This window comes from Liquorilactobacillus oeni DSM 19972 (assembly GCF_001436275.1).
GTDB lineage: Bacteria > Bacillota > Bacilli > Lactobacillales > Lactobacillaceae > Liquorilactobacillus > Liquorilactobacillus oeni.
Genome location: NZ_AZEH01000020.1, coordinates 13,723 through 39,685, shown reverse-complemented (window position 1 = coordinate 39,685; position 25,963 = coordinate 13,723). Strand labels below are relative to the sequence as shown.

Below are 25,963 nucleotides of genomic sequence, written 5' to 3'. Positions count from 1 at the left end.
TACGGTTAGTCAAGGGAAATACTAGGTAAATAAATTTTACGTGTCTTTACAAAGGAGGGAATAAACATCCTTTTATGAAATTGATATGCTATATTTAACATATAGAGGTAAAAATTTTAAATAAGAAGGTAGGAAAAAGCATGGCAAACAACAACAGGTTTAGAAGTTTGAACTGGGGACTTATTTGGATATTAGCAGTTGTTGCGCTTATAAGACCGCTTATGAGTATTTTAGGAATAATGGATACTCTTGGTAAGTCGCTTACTCCTATTATTACTACAATCGGTATTTCAATTATTTGGATATTAGCGGTATATTTAAAAGCAGATCTGCGTCCCATCTTCACACTAATTTGTACAGGTATCGTATATGGAATATTAGCAATTTTACTCAGCGGGATTTTGTCAACGCTTTTGACCGGCCGCTTGCAAGGTCCTTTGGCTCATCCAGTCGGAATTGTCGGTATCTTGGTTACAAACGCTATCTGGGGGCTAATAACCGGGTTTATTGCGAGCCTTTTGCTTAAGATTAAGAAGAGTAAAAAATAGACTTTGTAAACCAGAACATTTTTTAATAATATTTATGATTAGGAAAGCTATGCCAAGTATGCGTATATTTTTGGCATAGCTTTTCTAGTTTTTGGTAATTGCTTTGAAGAATGAGGAGTTCAATTGTTAGTTATCTTGCAAAAAATTGCTATGATTATGTTCATACTTAGTATTTTGTAAATTTCTCACAGTTACTTTAGTTCCCTGTAGTTAATTGAACTTTGCTATAAAACATAAAAAAAGCGTTACAATCATAATAGAGCGGAAGCTGAATTAAGACAGAAGCAAAATTATGAAAGGACAAAATGCAAATGGCAAAAGAAATTATATTTGATGTTAATCAGATCAATGTTTCAAAGACAAAACATGAGCTGATTGAAAAGGGTCTGGAAAGATACCAAGAAACTCCAAGCGAGAAGCTGACTGCTTATCAAAAAGTTGATAGGAATGTCATTAAGATTATTAAGTCAGTTGAAAAAGGGCTTATTCCTGAATTACTTCCAATGAGAAGACAGAGAATGGTTAAGAGTGCTTTTTCGTTTTACCGGGGAACTGCCGGTTTAATGGATTTTGATTTAGCTAATCAGGTGCATAGTAATATTCCTGTTCTGCTTTGCGGTGATGCCCATTTAGGAAATTACGGTTTTTATGCTTCCCCGGAACGCCAATTGTTATTTGACCTGAATGATTTTGATGAAGCCAGAGTTGATAACTGGGAAAATGATCTGCGACGTTTGCTGGTGAGTATTTATTTAGCAGGCAAGGAGAATGGTTTTAAGAACAAAAAGCTGGAAAAATTAATGAAAAAAGTGTCTGCAGCATATCGGTCCGCGATTACTTATTCAGCCTCTATGCAATTAATGGAACGATTTTATCTTTCTCCTAAAGTCCACTTGCTGACTAAAATTATCCATGAACAAACTGATAGTGAACTTGAAGAGTCATTAACCAGTGTTATTGAGAAGGCAACTAAAAATAATTTGGATAAAGTTCTTAAAAAATTTACAGCAGTTAATGATCAGAAAGAAAGGGTCTTTGTTGAAGATCCTCCCCGCTCAGTGCGGGTTTCTGATGAACAGCTTCCAAAGTTTGCAGCTGCGTTTAAAGATTATCGGACGACAGTTACTGAAAGTATTCGGGTTTTGCTGATGCAATATAAGATTACAGATGTTATCCGCCATAGTGTAGGTGTAGGCAGCTTCGGGACGCGCTGTTACCTGCTGCTCTTGACAGCTAATGATGGCAGTCATTTAGTCCTTCAAGTTAAGGAAGCTCTACCGACAAGGGATTCTTTCATTCCATTGGATCTAGATATTGATCTTCATCGTGAAATTGGTGAGGGAAATAGAATTATCAAAGCACAAAAAATAATGCAATCGGCTTCAGATCCCTTTTTAGGCAGTATGAACATCGGTCAGCGCAGCTATTATGTTCGTCAGTTCAGGGATATGAAGGGCTCATTTAACATTGAGAAGATGGATTGGCAAGGTTTCAAACTTTATACGAGAGTTTGCGCTTTGCTGCTCGCATTCAGCCATTTTCACAGTCCGACTGCACCAATGATTCAAGGCTACCTTAAAGAAGCAGTGGACTTTGATGAATTGACGGCAGAGTGGGCACTTAAGTATGCACAACAAGTAAAAAGAGATTATAAAGAATACAAAGCATACGTAAAAAAGCAAAAAGATTAGGTTACTTTTGAAACTCATAGGAAAATAAATATTTTTAGTATAGAGTTAATTTAAAGTATGCTTGATAAAATCTGGGATAGTAGCGCCCAAATAATGAAAGTCGTATAATGGTTTTATTCTAATTAAACAAGGGGAGAAATTATGGCTGAATTGACACGCTTTTATCAGACGTTCCAACCGACACATTATGATATTTTTATAGATATCAATCGCAAAACCAAACAATTTACCGGGAAGACAACGATCACAGGCAATGCTAAAAAACAGGCAATTGCAATTCATCAAAAGAATTTGACGATTGCGTCTGTTCAAGCAGATGGAAAAGCTGTGCCGTTTAGCATAGATAAAAAAGCTGATGCTGTTCGAATTGATTTGATCAAAGCTGGTAAGGTGACACTGACGCTGTCTTATAAGGCTCCGCTAACAGATACTATGATGGGGATCTATCCATCATATTATGAACTTAACGGTATTAAGAAGCAGATTATCGGCACACAGTTTGAGACCAACTTTGCTCGTCAGGCTTTTCCATGTGTTGATGAACCTGAAGCCAAGGCTACATTTGATATTGCTCTCAAATTCGATGAACAACCTGGCGAAACAGTTTTAAGTAACATGCCGGAGATTCGCGTTGAAGATGGGGTGCATTATTTTGATACGACAGTTCGGATGTCAACCTACTTAGTGGCCTTTGCATTCGGCAACTTGCAAAGCAGACAAACAACTACAAAGAGTGGTGTAAAAGTCGGTGTTTTTGCGACTAAGGCACATAAAGCCAATGAACTGGACTTTGCACTTGATATTGCCAAACGCTCTATTGAATTTTATGAAGATTTTTATCAAACACCATATCCTTTACCGCATTCTTGGCAATTGGCATTGCCTGACTTTTCAGCGGGAGCAATGGAAAACTGGGGCCTTGTAACTTATCGTGAAGCATATCTACTGCTTGATCCTGAAAATACAGCACTTGATATGAAACAGCTTGTTGCTACAGTAATCGCTCATGAGTTAGCTCATCAGTGGTTCGGTGACCTTGTCACTATGAAGTGGTGGGATGATCTGTGGTTAAATGAAAGCTTTGCTAATATGATGGAATACGTTGCGATTGACGCACTTGAACCGGATTGGCATATTTGGGAGAGTTTCCAGACCTCAGAAGCTCCAGCAGCCTTACAGCGTGATGCAACTGATGGAGTACAGTCAGTCCATGTCCAAGTTAATAATCCTGCTGAAATCGATGCACTATTCGACGGGGCAATTGTTTACGCTAAAGGAGCACGGATGTTGGTAATGGTGCGGGCTTTGATTGGAGATAAAGCCTTGCGCGCAGGTCTGAAAAATTACTTTGCTGCACACCAGTTTGACAATGCAACAGGAGCTGATCTGTGGGCTGCTTTGGGGGATTCTTCTGGGGTTGACGTAGGAGCTATTATGGCTTCTTGGTTAGAACAGCCTGGTTATCCAGTAGTAACTGCTGGAATTGTTGACGGAAAATTAACATTATCACAGCAGCAATTCTTCATTGGGAAGGGTCAAGAAGTTGGACGAAAGTGGCAAATTCCGTTAAACAGCAACTATGATGCAGCACCAGCAATTTTAACTGAAAAAAGTGTTACACTGGGCCAATATACTGAGTTGAGGGCTGCAAATGCAAAGCCGCTGCGTTTGAATGTCGGAAACAATTCGCATTTCATCGTTAAGTATGATGAAATTCTCTTGCAGGATATTCTAGATAACAGTGCTGCGTTGGATGCCATTTCTCAACTACAGATTTTGCAAGATCTGCGTTTATTGGCAGAAGGAAGACAGATCTCATACGTTGCTGTTGTACCGGTCTTGTTACGTTTTGCAAATAGTCATTCAGCAGTTGTGAATGCTGCTTTATATCAAGTTGCCAATAACTTGAAGAAATTTGTGCTGCCGGATTCTGCGGAAGAAAAAGCGCTCCAGGCATTCTTTGATCGGCTGAGTGTATCACAGATTGCACGTTTAGGCTGGACGTCAAAACCGGAGGAATCAAATGATGATCAGCTGACCAGGCCATACGTTTTACGTGCTGCACTATACGCCAAAAATGCTGCAGCAATTGCTTCTGCACATGAATTATTCGAGGCCAGCAAAGGAAAATTAGCTGCATTGCCTGCTGCTGTTCGAGTAGTTGTTTTGGCAAATGAGGTTAAAAACTTTGGCAGTGCTGAATTATTCAAACGATTATTAACGGAGTATCGGGAATCTTTCGATGCCAGTTATAAGGCCGATTTGTGTGCTGCATTGACAAGCACTGCGGATAAAGAGTTAATTGCAGAATTGATTAAAAAATTTGAAGATGCAGACACTGTTAAACCGCAAGATTTGCGTGCATGGTTCCGGGGAGTACTTGCTAATGACGATGGACAACAGGCTGCTTGGGATTGGATCCGTAATGATTGGCAGTGGCTGGAAAAAACAGTTGGCGGTGATATGGAATTTACAACCTTTATTACAGTTATCGCTGGGATCTTCCGTACACCTGAACGTTTAGCTGAGTTTAAAGAATTCTTTGAGCCTAAGTTGGCGACACCTGGGTTAACACGTGAAATTAAAATGGATACCAAGGTAATTGAAAGCCGCGTTGAGCTTATTGAAGAAGAAAAGAATGCTGTCAACGATGCAGTTTCTGAGTTTATCAGATAATTTGGAGTGGTTAATAGCAAAGTACGGATTCAGTCAAAAACTGACTATGAGTAAGTACCTATGGCCAGATATAAAGAGTTGATTGTTGAAGCACGCTAGTTGACAACTGTTAGATAGCAGAAAGAGGCTGGGTCAAAACGTATGTTTTGGCTCAGTTTTTTTTGGACTCTTTTGCAATTTCATATTAACGTGTTTCAATAGTCAGTCTTTTCTGCTTAACCACAAATTACTCTACTCATAGTCAAATTCGGACTATGTTCGTAATTAGCAGTTAATGCTTAAAGTCTAACGGCTATTGGCACGCCCCCTTTCTTTCATTTTATAGCTTAATCAAAACAAGTGCCTAAATTAATTGCTTAAATTATCACTGAATATTAGAGTTGAGTTAACAAATTATTCTGCAGCAAAATAAGGAGGAGTAAAAATGGCAATTGATGCATTAGGGCAGGCGAAACTTGTAAAAGAAGGCAAGATTAGCAGTCGTGAACTTGTGGAAGAGAGTCTGCAAAAAATTGAACAGCTTAACCCGAAGCTGAATGCGGTAATTAATCGTAGATCAAAAGCGGCTTTAAAAGAGGCACAGAATGTTGACATAACTGCTCCATTTGCTGGTGTACCACTGCTACTTAAGGGGTTGGGACAAAGCTTAGCAGGAGAACCCGCAACAGCTGGGGCACAACTATTAAAAAATAATCGTGCTCGCCAAACCGATAATTTTGTACGTAGTTTGCAGCAGGCTGGCTTTATAATTATCGGACAAACCAATACACCGGAATTCGGCTTCAAGAATGTTACTGATCCTGTGCTTTACGGTCCAACAAGAAACCCATGGAATACGGAATATTCTCCAGGCGGTTCTTCTGGCGGTGCAGCTAGTGCACTTGCTTCCGGAATGGTGACACTTGCAGCTGGAAGCGATGGCGGCGGTTCTATTCGAATTCCTGCTTCGTTTTCAGGTTTGATCGGATTAAAGCCTACTCGCGGAAGAATTCCGGTAGGACCTGGTTCTTGGCGCGGCTGGCAGGGAGCTGCAATCAACTTTGCACTGACACGTTCAATTCGAGATACTGCCGCATTACTAGATGCTCTTCAGGTCGTTCAACCAGCTGCTCCTTTCCAGACACCGCTTTTTACCAAGGGCTTCCTGCATGAAAGTACGCTGCCGTTGGCAAATAATTTTAGAATCGGATACACAACAACTTCACCAGTGGGAACACCTGTTAGTCCAGATGCAAAAAACGCAGTAATGGAAGCTGTTGCCTTCTTAAGGCAAGAGGGTATAGCAGTAAAAAAAGTAAAGAATCCATTAGATGGTCAAAAATTAATGCGCGGCTATTACATTATTAATGCAGGAGAAACGGCCAGTATGTTCGCAGAGATGGAAAGCAGCAGCGGAAAAGAAATTAAGATTTCAGATGTTGAACTTGTAACTTGGGTGATTCATCAGGCTGGACTTTCTTTAGATGCAGTTGATTATAGTCAAACATTGAGTCAATGGGATCAGGCTAGTTATGAAGCTGATAAGATGTATGACGATTATAATCTTTACTTAACACCAACAACGGCTACGACAGCTCCTAAAATAAATCAGGCCTTAATTTCCGCTGAACTTATTGCGAAAATGAAGAAGGCTACTCAGCTTGATAAAAAAGAAAGATTACAACTGGTTTATGATTTCTTTGAAAGCAGCCTGGAGTTAACACCTTTTACGCAGCAGGCTAATATCACTGGACAGCCTGCAATCAGTTTGCCGACTTACGTTTCACACGAAGGGTTGCCTTTAGGTATTCAATTTATTGCACGCAAAGGAGCAGAAAGTACTTTGCTGCAAATCGGTAATTTATTTGAAAAGAATGGAAAATTTAAGATGCTTAGAAAGTAATTAGATTAAAGAACACATCAATTGCTTTTTTAATAAACAATGAGACAATCAATGTGGATAAAGGTTAATGAATTTACTGCATCAGTCACTTGTTTTTCAGTTTACCTGTAGGAAGTTAAGAAAGGAGCATGATAATAATGGATAAAATGGTATTTGTTAATTTACCCGTCACTGACATGCAACGTTCAATCAAATTTTATGAGGCATTAGGTTTCATAAAAAATCCAGAATTTTCTGATAAAAACGGGAGCGGCATGATGTGGGGAAAAAATATCTGGGTGATGCTGTTGACTCATGATTTTTACAAGCAGTTTTTAAAAGGACAGACTATTGCTGATACAAAAAAAACAAACAATTCGATGACAGCCTTTAGTATGGAAAGCATCGCTGCAGTTAAGGAATTTGCACAAAAAGCTAAAGAAAACGGCGGCGATTTTTATCATGTAGAACTTGGTATGCCTGAAGATCAGATGTATGAATTAGAAGTTAAGGATCCAGATGGAAATATACTGTCTGCTGCTTGGATGTCAGTGTAACTCGTTTAAACATTAATCAGGTGTAGATTTAATAAAAGAGGGGTGGATCAAAAGTTATATTTTGACCCGCCCCTTTTCCTGTGATCTGCAGTATGTGAATTAGCGTGTTTTAATAGTCAGCTTTTTTTACTTAATCACGAATTACTGATAATCAGGTTTCAACTACGTTCGTAATTCGCAGTTAATATTTAACTAAGACTGCTGAGCTTCTGGCACATTTCCGTTTTTTCAGTGCGACTCAGCTAGTTAACTCCAAATAAAACCGAATCTTTATAGTGGAAGCTGTTTTCCTAGTCTTTTTCTTCATTGAATTTTACTGAAAACAAGCGGTCATCGCTGGCTGCAGGATCGCCTCTGCCATCAGTATTATTAGTGATAAATAATAACTCTTTTTTGCTGGGAATTACTAATACGTCTCTTATGCGCCCATATTGATCAGTATAGTATGTGCGTGCTGTTTGAGGTGCAGAAGTTGCAACGGCTCGTAGAGTTTCTCCACGCAAATTTGCAATAAACAATATTCCATTATGGTAAGCTAATCCGCTTGGACTGGCATTTTGAGGCTGCCATTGTTGAAGTGGATTGCTGAATTTCTTTGTGTCAGCCTTTCCTTCGTGAATCGGCCAGCCATAATTGCTTCCTGGTCTGATTTTGTTGAGTTCATCCCATTCATTTTGACCGAATTCAGTAGCGTACAGTACACCCTTTTCGGTCCAGGCTAAGCCTTGCGGATTGCGGTGTCCATAACTGTAAACTAGCGAATCTTTAAAAGGATTATCTTGAGGAGCTTTTCCTTCTGGGGTCATTCGCAAAATTTTACCAGCAAGAGATTTTTTATTCTGCGCATTAGAGGATTCTCCTGCATCCCCAGTAGTTACATATAGCATCCCATCTGGCCCAAAAGCAATTCGGCCGCCATTATGATTAGCTGCTTGCGGTATTTTACTTAAAATTACTTTAGGATTTGAGATACTGAATGTTCCTTTTTCGCCATTTAGATTATAACGTACAACCCGGTTATCTTGGGCAGTAGAATAGTAGACATATAAGTAAGGCGTATCAGCTGTCTTTTTGACTGCCATACCGAGCAGGCCGGCTTCGCCGATATGTTCAACGTCTTGAACTTTTCCCACAATACGGGTCTTCTTATTTTTTAGTACTTCGCGAATTTCTCCGTTGTCACGTAAACTGACTAGTATACTGTTATCATAAAACACAAGAGACCAAGGGGATTCAAGTTTATCTGCAACGATTCTAGGTTTTGAGGTCAGCTGTACTTGTTTGTAAGCTTTAGAGCTTTGTGTTTGCTGAATCTGGGAGCTACTTTTTTTTTCAGAACTATTGTTGTAGTGCATTCTGCCAAAGACTAAAAATATTGATAAAATAAAGATCCCGAGAAATATACCAACAACGAGTAACACTTTCTTCATAAAAATGCAGCCCTTTCTTGTCTGATACAAAAACAGTGGAAGAAGAATTTTTGCTATTATTTATTCTTACAATAGTCTGAAAAAAGCTTTTCTAGGCACATATTCAAGCAACTGAACAGTTACTGCATTTAAAACAAACTTTTTCCATTGTACTGAATTATTTGAAATGAAAATCCTTTTTTTAGGAATGATAGTTAAATTTTAGCTAATTTTAGAAAAGGAAAAGAGTCGCGACAATTAGCAATTATTTTTGTCTAGACTCTTTTCAGTGACTTTAATCACATCTTATCAGCAATATATTATTCTTTCATTTAGAACTACTTGATAGCTCCTTCTGTCACACTTGTCATAACTTGTTTTTGTAATAAAAGGAACAAGATAATGATTGGAACCATTGATAAAACAAGACCAGCTAATGCTAATTGCCATTGGCTGTTTGTTTCGCCGAAGAAAGCATACATTTTAAGCGGAATTGTGTACATGCCATCTTTATTAACAACTAGAGAAGGTAACAGGTAGTCATTCCAGATCTTCATTGCATTTAAGATGACAACAGTACCCGTCATTGGGCTAACTGCTGGAAAGATAATATAGACAAAGGTTTTGAAAGGATACGCTCCATCTAAAGCAGCAGCTTCGTCAAGGGTTTTTGAGACTCCTTGAAAAGCTCCATAAAAGAGAATGATTGAGAGACTCACTGATAACCCTGTATTCATGATGACTAGGCTTGTTCTGTTAAGAAAATTAACTTTACCGAAAAGCGACAGCAGTGGAATCATAATTGACTGAAAAGGAATCAGCATAGTACCGGCACAAAGGTAGTAGAGAATTGAACTAAAAGGCCCTTTAACACGAGAAAGGGCATAGGCAGCTGCAGCTGAAACCAATGTGATTACGATGACACTGGCTACAGTGATAATCAAAGAGTTGAAGAAACTGTTTGTAAAATCAAGGGCTTGGTAAGCAGTTTTAAAGTTTGCAAACGTAAAATCACGTGTAAACCATAACGGATTTTGGAAAATTCCCCTTTTTCCCTTTAAAGCATTGATAATAACGATGATAAAAGGATAGAACCAGAATAGGGCAATGATACCAAAAAGAAAGCCAAGTAAGATTTTTGTTGATTTTTTCATCTGCTATCCCTCCTGCTTTCTTGAAAGGGCCAATTGAATAAAGGAAACAATGGTTACACAAAGGAAGAGAATAATTCCGGCTGCCTGAGCGTATCCTTGCTGGAAGTTTACAAAAGCAGTGTTATAAATATACATCGAGATCATCTCTGTAGAACGGTATGGACCGCCATTTGTAAGTGCTAAGTTCTGCTCATAGAGTTTAAACGAATTAGCAAGTGTTAGGAACAGACTAATTGTAAAAGCCGGTGCCAATTGCGGCAGCTTGATGAAAAAGAAAATTTGGGTTGCTTTTGCACCGTCCAAAACAGCTGCTTGAATAGTATTCTTAGGAATTGCATTCAAGAAAGAAACATAGATTAACATAATGTATCCGCTCATCTGCCAGACAAACAGAATTACTATCCCCCAAAAACCTGTTGAAGGGTTACTCAACCAACCTTTGAAAAAGTCAAGGTGAAAAGCAGCAGCAATTGCCTGAAAAGCAGAAGTAAAAATGAACTGCCAGATAAAGCCTAGCAGGATTCCACCGATCAGATTCGGCATGAAGAAGATGGTTCTGAGTGATTTTGTGAGTCGGTTGTTGTGACTGGTGACGATTAACGCGAAAGCTAAACCGACTAAATTGATTAAAATAACTGAAACAAATGAAAATTTAACTGTAAGCCAAAAGCTTTGCAGAAAGGTGGAGTCTTGAAAAAGGACCTCAAAGTTTTTCCAACCAATAAAAGAAGAGCGTAAACCATTGGAATCGGTAAAAGAATAATAAATTCCTATCAGAAAAGGTACGACAATAATCAATAGTATAAAGAAAACTGCTGGTAAAACAAAAGCCAGATATTGATGTTTTTTGATAAGCATTTTTATCACTCCCCACTTTGAATTTCCCTGAGCTGCCGGTATTTAGCTGATGTTTCTTTTTTCAATTCTTTCCAAGAGATCCCATTTACGAAGTAGCGCTGTATATATGGCCCAAGAGCTTGGTTAGTAAAGCCATTCGGATACTGTTTGTGAACAGGAGATTGTGCTTTTTTGGAGGTGCCAATCCGATAAATCTGCTTAGAAAGGTCATCAGGCAACCTTGAAACATCAAAGTTCTTAGTTGCGGGAACGAAACGCATTTCATTAATGATTACATTCTCAGCTTCTTTTGAAGTATACATCCAGTTAATAAAATCTTTAGCAGCTTTCTGCCGTTTGGGATGATCCTTAGTGATTCCTAAATACCAAGAAGAACCGGTCAAAATACGGTCAGTACCATCATTTTTGACAAAAAAGGGCAGCATTCCAAGATTCTTTTGTACGTACCCCTTTTCCAGACCATCAAGTGTCGGAATAATCCAGTTTCCTTGAGGAATCATAGCAACTTTTCCATTGAAAAAAAGGTCTTGGACAGAAGGATCATATTTGACTGAAAGAATCGGTTGTACATTATATTTTTTTACGAGATCATAATATTTTTTCATTTGCTTCTCGTATTTCCAAGGGAAAGTTTTGCTTTTGAAAGCTTTGACGAGGTTATTGTTGTATGGCAGAGAAGTAAATTGTGCTGAAACGGAAGCAATTGAATTGGTATCAGCTCCGTTAAAGCCGAAAACTGCATTAATTCCGATCTTCTTCTTTTCTGAATTAAGTTTTTCAACCGCTTTCAAAAATTCAGAATAGTTCTTGATTTTTGAAGCATCGATCCCAGCTTTAGCAAAAACGGCTTTGTTGTATGACCACCCATAGGCTTCCAGGTCGACCGGGATTCCAACCATACGTTTATTTGAAATGCCACCACTGACAAGATTTGGTACTATGTTTTTACTTGCCTTAAGATCCTTTAGATTAATCAGATGGTCCTTATAACGATCTATCTCAGGCAGTCCGCCAAGCATAATAATATCTGGAGCTTCGCCAGAGGCAAATTTGGCCTGTAAAGCTGCTGCTCCGCCCCCTTGTCCTGAAGTAGTAATCTGGATATTTACATTTGGATGTTTAGCATGATACATCCGCGCCAGCTTTTGATACTGGGTGGTTATTTCAGGCTTTTGGTTGAAAAAGTTAAGTGTAATTTTTGAATTCTTTTCTTTTTGCGAGCTAAAACTACAACATGTTAAGACAATTAATGATAAACTCAACATAAAAGTTAGCCTAGCAATTTTAAAAACCCTTTTTTTCATGTCTTTCGCCCCGATTCATTTGTCAGTTGTTTGTCAAGAGCACCATTCTTTCTTACCTAAATTTTATGTTTTTATTATGAAACACTGCAGAAACAAAAGCAAAGAATAAACTCGAGGAGGCGTTTCTTATGAGCAAGATTGAAATCGAACACCTTTATAAACGTTATGATAATGCAGAAAATGATACCCTAAAGGATATTAATCTTGAGATTGACGATAAGGAATTTGTTGCAATTATTGGGCCATCAGGCTGTGGCAAGTCTACATTATTGCGTTGTTTTTCGGGCTTGGAAGAAGTTACAAAGGGAAAAATTAGCGTAGATGGAAAGCGCTTCGATAATATTCCGCCGCAAAAGCGCAGTATTGCGATGGTTTTTCAAGACTATGCATTATACCCGCATATGACTGTCTACAACAACATGGCGTTCAACCTAAAACTTAGTAAATTTTCCAAGAGTGAAATTGATTCACGTGTCAAGGAAGCAGCACAAAAACTTAAACTCACAGATTATTTGGCTCGTAAACCCGCACAGCTTTCTGGAGGACAACGGCAAAGAGTTGCTCTAGGGCGCGCAATGGTGCGTGCGCCAGAGGTTTTTTTAATGGACGAGCCGCTTTCTAATTTAGATGCGAAGTTACGTGTTTCAACTAGGCAGGATATTATCGAGCTACATAAGCAGCTTGGAACTGTAACGATTTATGTAACGCACGATCAAGCCGAAGCGATGGCAATGGCGGATAAAATCTTGATCATGCGGGATGGAGTGGTACAGCAATATGGTAAACCTGAAGAACTCTATGATAACCCGCGTAACCTCTTTGTTGCTCGTTTTATCGGTTCTCCTAGCATGAATATTTTAAAGGGTACTCTTTCAAACAAGGGAATCTTTAATTCAGGCGGTGTAAATTATGACCTTAGTGAATTCGTGAAAAAAGAGATTCTGCCAACGGATAAAAGAGAGGTTGTACTTGGTTTTCGGCCTGAAAAAGTAACGCAGGTAAAAAAATCAGGAGATGATAATGAAGGAGCCTCTGAAAGTTCTGCACAAAAAGAAGGGTTTTTTGTGCTTTCTGCAACTAAAAATCTGGCTGAATATATGGGTGGTCATACACTTGTTTATCTAAAAACTAAAGATGGGGTTAATATTGTGACCCAAACACCTAAAAGAATTCCAAATGACGATAGCCACAAAAAATTAGATCTTTATATTCGTAATTCTAATATTTATTTGTTTGACGCTAAAAGCGGTCTGACACTTCAAGATGGTTAGCCTTGCCAGATAAGAAAAAAAGCGCTTAAACCGGAAAGAAAGACACTGTTTGCTAGAGTGCACTAATTTGCATATTAAAGATATAAACAAAGGAACCGGGTAAAAATAAAATTTTGACCCGGTTCCTTTGTTTTGTCTGAAAATTTATGTTGACAAGACACCCCCAAAAGGGTAAAACAATAATCATGGGTTGGGGTGTCTTTACACCTTTCAAAATTTATTAGGAGGGTTTTTGATGAATTCAGCAAGAAAGCTAGTAACAGTTACGGGGCTAGCGTGGTTATTTGATGCAATGGATGTGGGGATGCTTTCTTTTGTGATTGCGGCTCTTAAAAATGACTGGAAACTCAGCGAGCTTCAAATGGGCTGGCTTGGCAGTATCAGCTCTCTTGGAATGGCGTTTGGCGCAGTCTTTTTTGGAATTTTGGCAGACCGTTTCAACAGAAAGGATGTTTTAATTGTTACTGTTCTCTTTTTTTCTGTTGGTACAGGTATTTCTGCTTTTGCTGCCAGTTATATCTTATTTGCTATATTACGATTTTTTGTAGGTGCTGGCCTTGGAGGAGAACTTCCAGTTGCTTCTACCTTAGTATCTGAAAATGTAAGCGCGAAAAAACGCGGCCGAATTATTGTTTTGCTTGAAAGTTTCTGGGCAGGCGGATGGATTTTAGCAGCGTTGATTTCTTACTTTATAATTCCAAACTGGGGTTGGAGAATTGCACTTTTAATTTCTGCATTACCGGCTTTATATACTTTATATCTGCGCTATGGTTTAAGAAGTGTGAATAAAGGATCAAATGCGGGCCAACGTCCGTTATTGCTGCAGTCTTTAAAAGAACTTTGGCAGCCACAGTATTTGAAAAAGACTTTGATGTTATGGATTGTATGGTTTTTTGTAGTTTTTTCATACTATGGAATGTTTTTATGGCTCCCTAGTGTGATTGCACTTAAAGGGTATACTTTGATTCATAGTTTTGGTTATACATTATTAATGACAATTGCTCAGTTGCCAGGGTATTTTACTGCAGCTTGGCTAATTGAAAAGTTTGGACGTAAATGGATATTAACAGTCTTTCTTTTTGGAACGGCAGTTAGTGCCCTTGGTTTTGGTTACGCCCCAACACTTTTTTCGCTGCTTTTGTTCGGAATTTTGTTATCATTTTTCAATTTAGGAGCATGGGGAGCACTTTATGCTTATTCTCCGGAACAGTATCCTAGCGTAATCCGTGCTACTGGGACAGGAATTGCGGCTGGAGTAGGCCGACTTGGAGGAATCTGCGGTCCGCTTTTGGTAGGAGCCCTATTAGAAAAAAATGTTTCCTTTACAGTGATCTTTGGTATTTTTTGTGCAGCAATCTTTTGTGCAGTATTTGCAATTATTTTATTAGGTAAGGAAACAATGGGTATGAAGTTAGATTAACGTAACTCTTTTAAACAATGAAAATAAAAATAAGAAGATGTGGGAAAAATTGACTATTGGATGATATTAATACGAATACTATGAGGTAACACTAGGGGCTGGGTCAAAGTTAACTTTTGACCCAGCCCCTCTGTTTTAACCTGAAATTTGCGAATTAACGTGTTTCGAGAGTCGGTATTTTCCGTTTAACCATGAATTGCTCATAGTCAGATTCAGACTAAGTTCGTAATCCACAATTAATACTCAAAGCCTAACGGCTATCGGCACATTTCTTTTCTTAATAAAACAAATTCATATTCTTTGAGACAAACGAGAAGTTATTTTGAAAACGTCTCTTGCAATCATGAGCTCTTCATTAGTAGGAATAACTAGCAATCTGGCGTTACTGGAAGGGCCGGTAAAATCGGCCTCGCGTTCACTAGCAGCTTGGTTAGCTTGTACATTACTGAAAATTTGAAGGGGTTTCAGCTTTGCAGCAATCCTGGCGCGCATTTTTGCATCTTTTTCACCAATACCCCCGGTAAAAACTAATGCATCAGCACCGCCCAGCTCTATCCAATAGGCACCGAGGTAGTCACAGATTTTTTTAACAAACATTTCAATTGCAAGTTTTGCTTGTGGGTTATGAACAGCGCTTTCCTCGATCTGTCGCAAATCGGAACTTAGTTGTGAAACTCCCAGTAATCCTGAGTCTCTGTTGAGCAATTCCAGACAACTGTCAACATTTGAAATTACTCCCTTATGTATTAGGTATGCAAGGGCTGAAAAATCAATGTCTCCTGCACGAGAGCTCATCATTAAACCGGAAACGGGGGAAAATCCCATTGAAGTGTCAATACTCTTGCCGTTTTTAATTGCAGCAATAGATGCACCTGAACCCAGGTGCAAGGTAATCAGTTTTAACTCAGACAACGGTTTATGAAGCATCTTAGCTGCCTGCATTGCTACATAACGGTGGCTTGTTCCATGAGCACCATATTTACGAATTTTATATTTTTTATAATAAGCGTAGGGAAGAGCGTAAAGAAAATTTTTTTTTGGCATTTCAGCGTGGAAAGCAGTGTCAAAGACAGCGACTTGCTGGACTTGCGGCAGTAATTTTTTAATTGCACTAATGCCTTTTAAGTTAGCAGGATTATGCAGCGGTGCAAGTTCTGAAAGTTCCTCGATTTTTTTAAAAACTGCTGGAGTTATAGGGACGGAGCGGGTGAAATACTCACCTCCAGCTACGATACGATGACCTACGCCACTAATTTCTTCGACAGAAGCTAATATATTGTTTTGCAATAAAAGTTTAATTGCATGGGCAATTGCTTCCTCGTAGTTAAAGCCCCTTTGGAGTCGAAACACTTGCTCCTTATTTTCCATCTTGAGGGTAACATCGCAGTGATCACGGTTGATTGGGTCAAATAAAAAGTTTGCGATACTCTTTTCTTGCGGCATTTTAAATACTTGAATTTTTAATGTTGAGCTTCCAGAATTTATTGCTAGAATTTTGCCCATGATTTTTTCCTCCTTAGCTCCTGCTCATGTGATTGTATTCACAAATAAAATGATAACCTTTATTTTTAAAATGTCAATATTAAATCCCACAATTATAGGATATTTTATTTTTAACAGACTGAGTAATGAGAAATACGGTGTAAGCATAGATATGTTTGAATATAATTTCACTAGAAATGAGACTGCTTAATTGAAAATTTTTTTGACGGAACCTTTTTAAAAAGTCTGAAGGTATCTCAGAAAGCAAACTTGCTCTTACATATAAAAATAATTTATAATAGCAATATAAATATTAATACACTTGGGATAGAGGTATTTTTTTGAATACTAGAGATCTTGAATACTTTATATGCTTAACAAAGATCAAAAATTTTTCTAAAGTTGCGCAAAAATTTGGTGTGAGTCAGCCAACAATCTCTTTTGCTCTGCAGCGTCTTGAAAACGAATTGGGTGCGAAACTGATTATTAGGCATCGGGCTCAACGTCAGCTTATTATAACAGAATGCGGACAGCAGCTTCTCCAGCATGCCCAAGACATAATGCTGCATTGCCAGTGGCTCCTGCATGAAATTGAAGATGAGCGGCAAAAAAAGTTATCATTGGGGCTGCCCCCGATTATTGAGAACAACTATTTTCCGCAAGTTGCAAAAAATCTTAAAACACACGGTTTATTGAATAAAATTCAGACGTTAGAATACGGGTCGAAAACAACCTTAAAAGCTCTTCAAACAGGTGAAGTTGATCTTGCTTTATTAGGTTCAATTGATCCCTTGAATGATAAAGAAATTATTACTGAAGAATTTGACCGGCAGCCCTTTGTAGTCTACGTTTCACAGAATCATCCTTTAGCTAAGAAAAAAACTGTTTATTTTTCTGATTTAAAGGATGAAGACTTTGTATTGTTTAAGGATGGTTTCGTGCATAATCATGCCTTTAATCTATTAACAACCCGTAATCACTTTCATCCGCATGTTGTTTTTCGTTCTAACGGATCACATACTTTAGTTAATCTGGTTGCTGATGGGGTCGGCATCGGTTTTTTAACGGCAATAATTCAACCCTTTCGCACAGATGTTGTGAGACTAGAACTACTTGATCAAGATGCTCCAATGTTTGTAACTAATATCGCATATCGTCGGTCGCATGTTTTTAATAAACTGCAACAGCGTATTTTAGATTCCATCAGGCAAACATTGGTCTTTAATAGTTAAAATTCAGAGTTATTGAAATAAAACGCCATTTTTTTGATGTTGTTATAAAAAATGCTTATTAGGAGGAGTGCAATGCTTGAAGTTAAGGGACTTTATAAGAGTTTTGGAACAAAAGAAGTATTAAAAGGAGTCAGTTTTGAGGCTGAAACCGGTAAGATTACGGGGTTGGTCGGTAAAAATGGTGCAGGTAAAACCACTATATTCCATAGCATTTTAAATTTTGTGGAATCCACTGGACAAATTTCTTTTTCGGGCGTACCGATCACTAAAGAGACTTATCAAAAAATAGGCTATTTGCCTGAGGAAAGAAGTCTGATGCCTAAGCTGACTGTTTTTGATCAAGTCCGTTTTTTAGCTAACTTAAAAGGCTTATCTACAGCAGTAGTTCGTAAAAGGCTGGCTTGGTGGCTGGAAAGACTGCAGGTTAAAGGAAAAGCTGAAGATAAGATTAAGAGTCTTTCAAAAGGAAATCAGCAAAAGGTACAGTTGATTTGTACGCTTATCCATAAGCCTCAGCTGATTATTTTAGATGAGCCTTTCAGCGGATTGGACCCCGTTAATACAGATCTGCTTAAACAAATTATTTTAGAGGAAAAAAAGCACGGTGCAGTGATTATCTTTTCGGATCATGATATGACAAATGTTGAGGAACTCTGTGATGACTTGGTGATGGTGAATGACGGACAGATAGTTTTAAATGGAGATATTCAATCCATTCGCGAAAGTTTTGGATTAACCCGGATCTTTGTCCGTACACCGCGTTCGCTTGAAGAATTACAGCAACTCGCACACGTAAAAAAAGTTTCTCAAACCAAATTCGGCAGCTATCGTTTAGTTCTTGAAGACGAAAAGTATGGAACTGCTATTTTCGATGAAGTAACTAAAGGAGAATATGTGCAAACCTTTGACCAGCAGCCGCCAACTTTAAATGAAATCTTCAAAATGAAAGCTGGGGTTAAGTAAAATGGTACAGATTGGGATAGTGATTAAAGAAACATATCGGCGTCAGGTGAAGTCTTGGAGCTTTTTATTAATGGTTCTTTCACCCTTTATTTTTTTACTGCTTTCATTTGGTGTTGGATATCTTAGTTCAACTATGGCTGGCAGCAAGGAAGATCGTGTGGCAGTTGTTACAGCTGATTCGCGGTTGAAAAAACAGCTGACTGTCGATAAAACAAATACAACTGCTAAGTATCCAACCGTTACTGCTGCCAAAAAAGCTCTTATATCCAAAAAGATCAAAGGCTATCTTAAGGTTGAAAATATGAATGGCAAATTGACAGCAGCTTATTTTGGTGTAGAACATCTTTCTGAAACACAACACGACCGTTTTTTACAGATACTTTCTGCACAACAGCAAATAATGAATTTAAAAAAGGCACAATTGAGTCAAAACCAATTACTGACTCTTAGAACGCAGCCGCAACTGAAGCAAACAGTTTCTGATAATAATCAAAATGCGCAAAGTGCTGTTAAATTGGTTTCTTTTATGGCTTTATTATTCATAATGTATTTTATTTTACTTACGTATACAACCACTGTAGCTCAAGAGATTGCATCTGAAAAAGGAACTAAAATTATGGAAATGATTTTTTCAAGTATGCCTGCTAAGAATTATTTCTATGGAAAAATTTTGGGGACGTTTGGGGTGATTGCAACTCATTTGGCGATTTATTTAATTGGTGGTATGTCACTTTACTTCGTAAGCCCGCACTTTGAATTTACAAAAAGCATTTTTAACGAAAATAAAGAAACAGTTGACAAGGTTGTTGCTAATTTATCAAACTTGAATTTGCTGTATGTTTTACTTGGGGTGATTATTTTCACCGTCTTGGCAGCTCTATGCGGTTCATTAGTAGTCCGTCCAGAAGACACTTCAAAAGCTATTCAGCCAGTTATGTACCTGGTAATGGCAGGCTTCTTCGGTGCACTTATTCTAGGACAGTCAGCTGATAATGTTATCGTAAAGGTTGCATCTTTTATTCCATTTCTGTCTTCATTTTTTATGCCTATTAGATTAATCAATGGAAATACCGATACTTTTCAGGTGGTAATTTCTCTCATAATTTTACTGGCCAGTACGGTTGGGCTGACTGTTTATGTCGGCAGCCTGTATGCTGGGTTGATTTTACAAACAGATGATGTAGGTCTTATTAAGAGTTTTAGACGAGGCCTGAAGATAAAATAATTACAGGTTAAATTAGCCAAGAGTATTAAAGAGCAGGTGATTAGATTCGCCTCAGCTCTTTTTTTGTTCCTTCCTTTTCAACGCTATAGTTAGTTGCATGAGTAATTAACCAAACAACATAAGAAAAAAAGAGTCAGTAAAATGGGCACTGAGACGATTATTAAGGTTAATAGACTGCAAAAAAGTATGAAGTATTAAAATCGATTAGTTTTAAAGTACAAAAGGGCGAGTTTGTGGGGATTATGGGACCTTCTGGTTCAGGGGAAACTACATTGCTTAACATGCTGGCAACATTTGATGGTCACACAAGATGCTTTTTCAGCAAGTTTTTGTAAAAGAATTATTTTTATAAAAGATGGGCAAATTGAAAATGAACTAACAAAAACGGAACAAAAATGTTCGCAGTTTTATCAAGACGTACTGAATATTTTGGAAACATTTGAATAAGGAAGGAAAACAATGCTGCGAAAATTAGCTATGAGTGGGATGAAAAGGTGTCTGAAAGACTATCTTGTACTTTTTTCTGGCTTGATTATCTCAAACGTTATTTTTTATCTTTTTGAAACATTAGCTACTAATGGAACGTATCTGCATTCCAACGGAGAGATAATGAGTATTATTGGTTATATTTTTACGATCGGTTCGGTTTTGCTGATGCTGATTACTTTAATATATGTCAATTATGCAAACAATTTTTTACTCAGCATGCGTCAACGAGATTATGGTTTGTTTATTATGCTGGGTGTTCGTAAGAAAAAAATGGGACAGTTGATCTGGTTTGAAGCAACTATTGTTGGTCTATTCTCAATATTTGAATATTATTGCCAATCGAATTCGAATAAAAGAAGGAACGGTTATATTGGATGGAACGACGGTTTTTGATAACGATGATACTTTGGGGCAGATTTACTTAATGAGTGAACAAAATCTTTATTCCGAAAGTGAGCGTTTAAGAAAGCTTTTTAAAACTACAGAACTATTATACGGCAGTTTTGATCATTCCTATGCAGTAAAATTAGCAAACGAATTTTCACTTGATTTTAATCAAAAAGTTTGGCAAACTTTCGACGGGTTACCACAGTATCTTTAAGCTGATCATTGCATTACGTGTCCCAGCAAAATATATCTTTTTAGATAAACCGGTTCTTGGTTTTGACGCAAATCACCGGGAGTTTTAGGAAGTATCTGCGGAAAGTATGTTTTTGGTAATATTGACGAAACCAGAATTTTACCTGATACAGTTTCACTTGAATATTTGGATTTACAGAGATTATTTATTAATTTAACAAACACGAAGGAAGGCAAATAGACGTGATGCAAAAAGAACAAAATACCATAATTTATTTAGACATACTTTAAGTCAAACATTTTTGTTTTGTTATGGATCGTAGTTGGGCTGATTCTGGTTTCTTCGTTTTTAAGGCTTTTGAGCAATAACCCGCTTAACTTCAAAAGTATACTTGAAAATAGTCATCTTGGGTAGTTATTCTTTTTTATTATTCCTATTTTAGCTTTGTTTGGTTATCAGGATTTTAAATTACTCATTCAAAATGGTATTTCACGCAAAACTTATTGGAAAGCAAAGCTCATTTCTCTTTTGGGGATCAGTGTTTTAGGATAAATTATCGGTATTTTATTTGTATTTGTTAATCCCTTTCAGAATTGGGAAGAAAATTCACTTTATATGGTAAATTTTTTTAAACCTGCTGTTGAATAACCTTGCAGGTATGTTGTTCGCTATTTTAGCATTATATACTCTCACTTTGAGTTTTTTTCATAGGAAGTTTTTTCACACTCTTTACAAAAAAACAACGTGTCTTTGTGTTTATTGCCCTTTTTACTCTTTTGATTTTTAGTGTAACTTTGCTCGCTAATTTTGGAAAACGAGGTTTTTTAATTAAGTCTTCAATAGCTGTGAAAAATTTTCTGGATTTTTTAGTAGGTTATAAAAGTGGTACCATATCAAAATACTCTAATCCAAGTATACCTTTTGTTACAGCAATCATAATCGGAGTTGTTTTTGCAGGTGCAAGTCGGATTGTAATTAAATATTTCAGAACTAAGGTTGAATGATTTGCTTGTTGAACATCTCTTGCCTGGGTTATACTGATAGCGGAGCATAGGCTGAGAGGTGAAAAGATGAGAGATCAGAATGAAAGTTTTAGCAGAAGTGCATTGCGCCAAAAAAGGTCTCCTAACGGCAGCATTAGTCGTTGGCTGGCATTCTTTTGCAGTATTGCACTTTTCTTATTTGCAGTTACTTATTCGCTGAATAAAACCGTTTTTAATGCTGACACGGCAGTGAACGAGATTACAAAGTCTGTTTATGTCAATGAAGCGACGGATACTTTGAATCAAGTAGTAACTTCATTAGCAGTTCAAAATAATATTCCATCTACACTGGCAGAAAACTTATTAACTAAGGATCAGGTTAAAACAGATTTAGGTACATTGACCCGTAATGTTTATGCTGGTAAAAATGTGTTGTTGGATACAGATGATGTCAAAAACCAGATTGGGCAGAATATAGAACAGAAAGCACAGGGTGCAGGCTTGACTACAAACAATACTATTTATCAATCTGCACAAAGCACTTTTTTAAACGGATTGGGAGAGTATTTAACGAAAAAAATTGATGAAACTCCTGCAAGAAAACTGGCAGATATTCTTAGTTCAACTGTTAAAATAAATCGAATAATTCTTTTCGGCAGTCTACTGGCTACGATTATTTTATTTTTGCTGCAGATTTTAAGTGCTCGTAACTTCTGGCGTTGGCTTCATTATATTGGCTTGTCAGCTTTAATCAGTGGAATTATTCTGTTAGTGAGTGCATTTTTGATTGGAAACTCTGCAATGGTTTCTGACTTTGCACAACAAGCACAGCAAGCCAGCGGCTTAGTTGATAATCTTTTAGAAAAAGCGTTTGCGCAGATGCAGCTGATTAGCATTTGGTTACTGATTTTTGGTGCAGCGGGATTTTTACTGGGAATGTTTAGAAAAAAAGTAGATAGCATGAAAATTTTGAATATGTGAGAAAAAATGAAATATACTTGGAAATCAGCTCTGGAAAAAGAAATTACAATAAAAAAATTTTTAACAGCAAAAAAGGTCAGTCATCGTATCTTAGCTCAGATAAAGCACGGGGAGGGAAAGATACTATTAAACGGCCAACAAGCAGTTTTAAACCAAATTGTCAGCGGTCTTTGTGAAGTGACGCTATGGCTGCCGCCAGAAAATAATTCTGTGGTTCCTTTAGAAAATGGGCAATTGCGGGTATTATTTGAGGATATGAACTGGTTAGTAGTGGATAAACCTGCCGGAATAACAAGTGTACCGGGGCCGAGTAACCGGACTACTACTTTAGTCAATCGGGTAAAAGGGTATTTGATAAAGAACGGTGCACAAGATTCAGTACCGCATCTTATTACGCGGCTGGATCGTGATACTAGTGGAATAGTGCTGATCGCAAAGCACCGGTTTGCACAAGGGATGATCAATAAGCAGGTCGAAGAACACCAAATTGACAAGAAGTACTTGGCAGTTATTAAAGGGTGCCCAGAGAAGCTACATGCAGTTATTGATGCTCCGATTGGAAGAGTGGGACAGGAGATAAAAAGGTGCGTTACTTCTCAAGGGCAAAGCGCTAGGACCGAATACTGGGTTTTAGCATCAAGTTCAAAGGCTTCTTTGCTTGAAGTTAAGCTGCATACCGGCAGAACACATCAGATCAGAGTTCATTTAGACAGCTTAGGATATCCGCTTTTTGGTGATGAACTTTATGGCGGTGTGCTAGATGCGGGAATCGATCGTCAAGCACTTCATTCTTTTAAACTGACGTATACGGATCCTTTCACTTTACAAGAGAAAAAAGTACTTGCACCGATGCCGGCTGATATGCGGTGCTTGTGCTCAAAACTAGGACTAAAAATTCAAAAGCTAGGTAAAAATTAGGTTTTCCGCTGCCTAAATTGTTTTTTTGGTGTTTTGGTATAATATGTATAAGAGTATACAATCTTTTTAAGAAATATGGATTGAGCAAGTGAGGTGGAAAACTTGACTCCAAAAAAAGAAGATTATTTAAAAATAATTTTTGAATTAGGCGGCACCCAAAAAAAAGTTACAAATAAGCAAATTGCTTTAAGCTTAAATGTTGCTGCGGGTTCTGTAACTGAGATGGTTAGCAAACTGGTAAAGGATAAGCTGGCTGAGCATACCCCCTACGCTGGGATTTCATTAACACATGAGGGTATCAAAGTTGCGGAAGAACTGGTGAGGCGGCATCGTTTGTGGGAAACTTTTTTGGTTTCGGCATTAGGATATAAATTACAGGATGTGCATTCTGATGCAGAAGTATTAGAACATATTGCAAGTCGAAATCTAATGGATCATTTGGACACTTTTTTAGGACATCCCACACATTGTCCTCATGGAGGGGTTATCCCGGATAAGTCTGGAAATTATCAAGAAGACAGCCATCAGGTATTGGCCGATGCAAATGATGGGCAGGAGGTGGTTGTTGATCGCTTTATAGACAACCACGACCTTCTGCTTTACCTTGATGACATCGAGCTGCAATTAGGCGATAGGCTGCATATTTTAGGACATGCGCCCTTTGAAGGCCCGGTAAAGATTAAAGTTGCTCGTACGGGGCAGGAAACAAATGTGAGTTTTAAGGCTGCACATTATATCTTTGTAAAATAATTTGCCTTAAGTACTATCTTTTTTAGGAATGGCATGCTATACTATGAGTTGTATTTTTGTATGGGTTACCGTGGTTAGATTGTTTCAAATAACTTTCCCCATTTGTGCCGATCAAGAATTACAACTATTACGAAATAGTGCCTGTTAGGCACAAGGAGGAATTTTTATTATGGAACAAGGTACAGTAAAGTGGTTTAATGCAGACAAGGGTTTTGGTTTTATTACTCGCGAAGATGGCAGCGATGTATTCGTACATTTCTCAGCTATCCAAGGTGACGGCTTCAAGACTTTAGACGAAGGCCAACATGTAACTTTTGACGTTGAAGAAAGCGACCGCGGCCCACAGGCTGTTAACGTTAATAAAGACTAATTAAGTTAAAGAAATCACCGGAACAGGGCTGTCGCTCTGTTCCGGTTTTTTTATTGGGGGAAAGAAGATGACTCAAAAGAAGCTTAAACTCGGCTGGCTGCTTTGGGGGAGTTTGATTGCAAGTACTGGTACAAGTTTTATCTGGCCTCTTACCACAGTTTACATGCATGATTATTTGCATAAGACGCTGACCCTGGCAGGAATTGTTTTGTTCGTTGAATCTTTAATTATGATTGGCGGAAGTTATCTGGGCGGTTACATGTATGATCATTATAACTATCGTCCCTGGCTGCTAGGTTCAATTGGAGCTTCAACTGTTGCAATGTTCCTGCTTATATTTTTCAACGGCTGGCCATTTTATCCAATTCTATTGCTTATAAATGGATTTGCTGGTTCGATTGCCAACACTATTATTAACGCTCTGGCAACAACTATTAAAGAACATGATTCGGCTTACGTTTTCAATATGATGTACTTTGCAGCTAACTGCGGGGTGGTTTTAGGAACTTTCATTGTCGGTTTTGTTGTTAAATATAACATCCGTTTTGTTTTTGTTGTGACCTTCGTTTTATTTGTTATTTTTTGGCTAATCGCACAGCAATATTATAAAACGCCGCAAAAAAATAAAGTCTCAGGTAGTGAAAAAATTCAACCAGCGGCAAAGAAGACTCCTATCAATGCTGTTTGGATTACTGTTTCACTGTTACTTGCATACCTGTTAATCCAATTGGGATATAGTCAGTGGCAATCTAATTTAGCTGTTTATATGCAGTCTTTAGGAATTGGTTTAGACAAATATAGTTATTTATGGACAGTTAATGGAATAATTATCGTATTAGGGCAGCCTTTAATTAATTATGTTGAAGTTCATTTTGAGGTAAATAGGTATTATAAAGTTTACAGCGGTTTTTTACTTTTTATCATTGGTTTTGCATCTTTAGTGTTTGCCAAAGATTATCAGCACTTTATCTTTTCGATGGTAATTGTGACGTTGGGTGAAGTGATTGCTTTTCCAACACTTCCTGCAATCATTGCTGAGCTTAGCAGTGAAAGTGAAAAGGGCAGGTATCAAGGCTATGTAAGCATTGCAGCTTCAATAGGGCACGCGATCGGTCCGCTTTTTGGAGGAATCATAATAGAAACAGCTTCGTACGAAGTTCTTTTTGAAGCAACAGCTGTACTAATTGCAAGTTCAGTTATTCTTAGTATGTTTGTTACGTCAGTAAGAAAAGTATAAAAGG

At 37.9% G+C, this 25,963-nt stretch carries 22 protein-coding genes and 1 pseudogene; 18 read left to right on the top strand and 5 right to left on the bottom strand.

All coding sequences use genetic code 11. From position 1 onward, the window contains the following. The first annotated feature begins 140 nt into the window (after positions 1–140). The 5 genes from FD46_RS01310 (at position 141) to FD46_RS01290 (ending at position 7,333) form a co-directional block, all read left to right on the top strand. On the top strand, positions 141–548 hold the full coding sequence (locus FD46_RS01310) for a hypothetical protein (protein WP_057895383.1): 408 nt from the start codon (positions 141–143) through the stop codon (positions 546–548). 311 nt (positions 549–859) lie between these two features. After that, complete coding sequence (locus tag FD46_RS01305; RefSeq protein ID WP_162257988.1) at positions 860–2,239, top strand: DUF2252 domain-containing protein; 1,380 nt, start codon at positions 860–862, stop codon at positions 2,237–2,239. Between the two features lie 141 nt (positions 2,240–2,380). After that, a complete protein-coding gene (locus FD46_RS01300; protein WP_057895381.1) occupies positions 2,381–4,915 on the top strand; it encodes a M1 family metallopeptidase in 2,535 nt (844 codons plus the stop codon). A gap of 424 nt (positions 4,916–5,339) precedes the next feature. After that, positions 5,340–6,797 carry an amidase gene (locus FD46_RS01295; RefSeq protein ID WP_057895380.1) on the top strand — a complete coding sequence of 486 codons (1,458 nt, stop codon included), beginning with the start codon at positions 5,340–5,342 and terminating at the stop codon, positions 6,795–6,797. A 137-nt stretch (positions 6,798–6,934) separates the two neighbouring features. Beyond that, positions 6,935–7,333, top strand: a complete 399-nt coding sequence (locus FD46_RS01290) for a VOC family protein (RefSeq protein WP_057895379.1) — start codon at positions 6,935–6,937, stop codon at positions 7,331–7,333. Between the two features lie 290 nt (positions 7,334–7,623). Here FD46_RS01290 and FD46_RS01285 read toward each other — a convergent pair whose 3' ends face one another. The 4 genes from FD46_RS01285 to FD46_RS01270 form a co-directional block, all read right to left on the bottom strand. After that, positions 7,624–8,763 carry a PQQ-dependent sugar dehydrogenase gene (locus tag FD46_RS01285; RefSeq protein ID WP_202813458.1) on the bottom strand — a complete coding sequence of 380 codons (1,140 nt, stop codon included), beginning with the start codon at positions 8,761–8,763 and terminating at the stop codon, positions 7,624–7,626. A gap of 317 nt (positions 8,764–9,080) precedes the next feature. Further along, on the bottom strand, positions 9,081–9,896 hold the full coding sequence (locus FD46_RS01280; RefSeq protein WP_057895378.1) for a carbohydrate ABC transporter permease: 816 nt from the start codon (positions 9,894–9,896) through the stop codon (positions 9,081–9,083). Positions 9,897–9,899: 3 nt separating this feature from the next. After that, the gene (locus FD46_RS01275; RefSeq protein ID WP_057895377.1) at positions 9,900–10,754 is read right to left on the bottom strand and encodes a carbohydrate ABC transporter permease; all 855 of its coding nucleotides are present in this window, start codon (positions 10,752–10,754) and stop codon (positions 9,900–9,902) included. A gap of 5 nt (positions 10,755–10,759) precedes the next feature. Continuing rightward, a complete protein-coding gene (locus tag FD46_RS01270; protein ID WP_057895376.1) occupies positions 10,760–12,058 on the bottom strand; it encodes an ABC transporter substrate-binding protein in 1,299 nt (432 codons plus the stop codon). A gap of 128 nt (positions 12,059–12,186) precedes the next feature. Between FD46_RS01270 and FD46_RS01265 the strand changes: the two genes are divergently transcribed. Both FD46_RS01265 and FD46_RS01260 read left to right on the top strand, forming a co-directional pair. Beyond that, positions 12,187–13,329, top strand: coding sequence for an ABC transporter ATP-binding protein (locus FD46_RS01265; RefSeq protein WP_057895375.1), 1,143 nt, complete (start codon positions 12,187–12,189; stop codon positions 13,327–13,329). A 235-nt stretch (positions 13,330–13,564) separates the two neighbouring features. Next, entirely contained in the window at positions 13,565–14,749 is a 1,185-nt protein-coding gene (locus FD46_RS01260; protein ID WP_057895374.1) for an MFS transporter, read from the top strand. A 291-nt stretch (positions 14,750–15,040) separates the two neighbouring features. Here FD46_RS01260 and FD46_RS01255 read toward each other — a convergent pair whose 3' ends face one another. Continuing rightward, positions 15,041–16,252 (bottom strand): acetate/propionate family kinase, encoded by a 1,212-nt coding sequence (locus FD46_RS01255; RefSeq protein WP_057895373.1) that lies wholly within the window; start codon positions 16,250–16,252, stop codon positions 15,041–15,043. A gap of 320 nt (positions 16,253–16,572) precedes the next feature. Between FD46_RS01255 and FD46_RS01250 the strand changes: the two genes are divergently transcribed. The 11 genes and pseudogenes from FD46_RS01250 (at position 16,573) to FD46_RS01200 (ending at position 25,959) form a co-directional block, all read left to right on the top strand. Continuing rightward, on the top strand, positions 16,573–17,463 hold the full coding sequence (locus FD46_RS01250; protein WP_057895372.1) for a LysR family transcriptional regulator: 891 nt from the start codon (positions 16,573–16,575) through the stop codon (positions 17,461–17,463). Between the two features lie 72 nt (positions 17,464–17,535). Then, complete coding sequence (locus tag FD46_RS01245; protein ID WP_057895371.1) at positions 17,536–18,426, top strand: ABC transporter ATP-binding protein; 891 nt, start codon at positions 17,536–17,538, stop codon at positions 18,424–18,426. Position 18,427: 1 nt separating this feature from the next. Continuing rightward, the gene (locus FD46_RS01240) at positions 18,428–19,651 is read left to right on the top strand and encodes an ABC transporter permease (protein WP_057895370.1); all 1,224 of its coding nucleotides are present in this window, start codon (positions 18,428–18,430) and stop codon (positions 19,649–19,651) included. A gap of 179 nt (positions 19,652–19,830) precedes the next feature. After that, positions 19,831–19,959 (top strand): annotated as a pseudogene (locus FD46_RS10695) (ATP-binding cassette domain-containing protein); the annotation flags it as partial. Positions 19,960–20,110: 151 nt separating this feature from the next. Then, complete coding sequence (locus tag FD46_RS01235; protein ID WP_057895369.1) at positions 20,111–20,533, top strand: FtsX-like permease family protein; 423 nt, start codon at positions 20,111–20,113, stop codon at positions 20,531–20,533. Then, entirely contained in the window at positions 20,511–20,741 is a 231-nt protein-coding gene (locus FD46_RS01230) for a hypothetical protein (protein ID WP_057895368.1), read from the top strand. Before FD46_RS01235 ends, FD46_RS01230 begins: the two co-directional genes overlap by 23 nt. A gap of 1,049 nt (positions 20,742–21,790) precedes the next feature. After that, positions 21,791–22,684 carry a hypothetical protein gene (locus FD46_RS01220; RefSeq protein ID WP_057895366.1) on the top strand — a complete coding sequence of 298 codons (894 nt, stop codon included), beginning with the start codon at positions 21,791–21,793 and terminating at the stop codon, positions 22,682–22,684. A 6-nt stretch (positions 22,685–22,690) separates the two neighbouring features. Beyond that, positions 22,691–23,602 (top strand): RluA family pseudouridine synthase, encoded by a 912-nt coding sequence (locus FD46_RS01215; RefSeq protein ID WP_057895365.1) that lies wholly within the window; start codon positions 22,691–22,693, stop codon positions 23,600–23,602. A gap of 102 nt (positions 23,603–23,704) precedes the next feature. After that, positions 23,705–24,352, top strand: a complete 648-nt coding sequence (locus FD46_RS01210) for a metal-dependent transcriptional regulator (protein WP_057895364.1) — start codon at positions 23,705–23,707, stop codon at positions 24,350–24,352. Between the two features lie 169 nt (positions 24,353–24,521). Next, positions 24,522–24,722, top strand: a complete 201-nt coding sequence (locus FD46_RS01205; protein ID WP_054757709.1) for a cold-shock protein — start codon at positions 24,522–24,524, stop codon at positions 24,720–24,722. A 67-nt stretch (positions 24,723–24,789) separates the two neighbouring features. Beyond that, positions 24,790–25,959 (top strand): MFS transporter, encoded by a 1,170-nt coding sequence (locus FD46_RS01200; RefSeq protein WP_057895363.1) that lies wholly within the window; start codon positions 24,790–24,792, stop codon positions 25,957–25,959. Positions 25,960–25,963 lie beyond the last annotated feature (4 nt).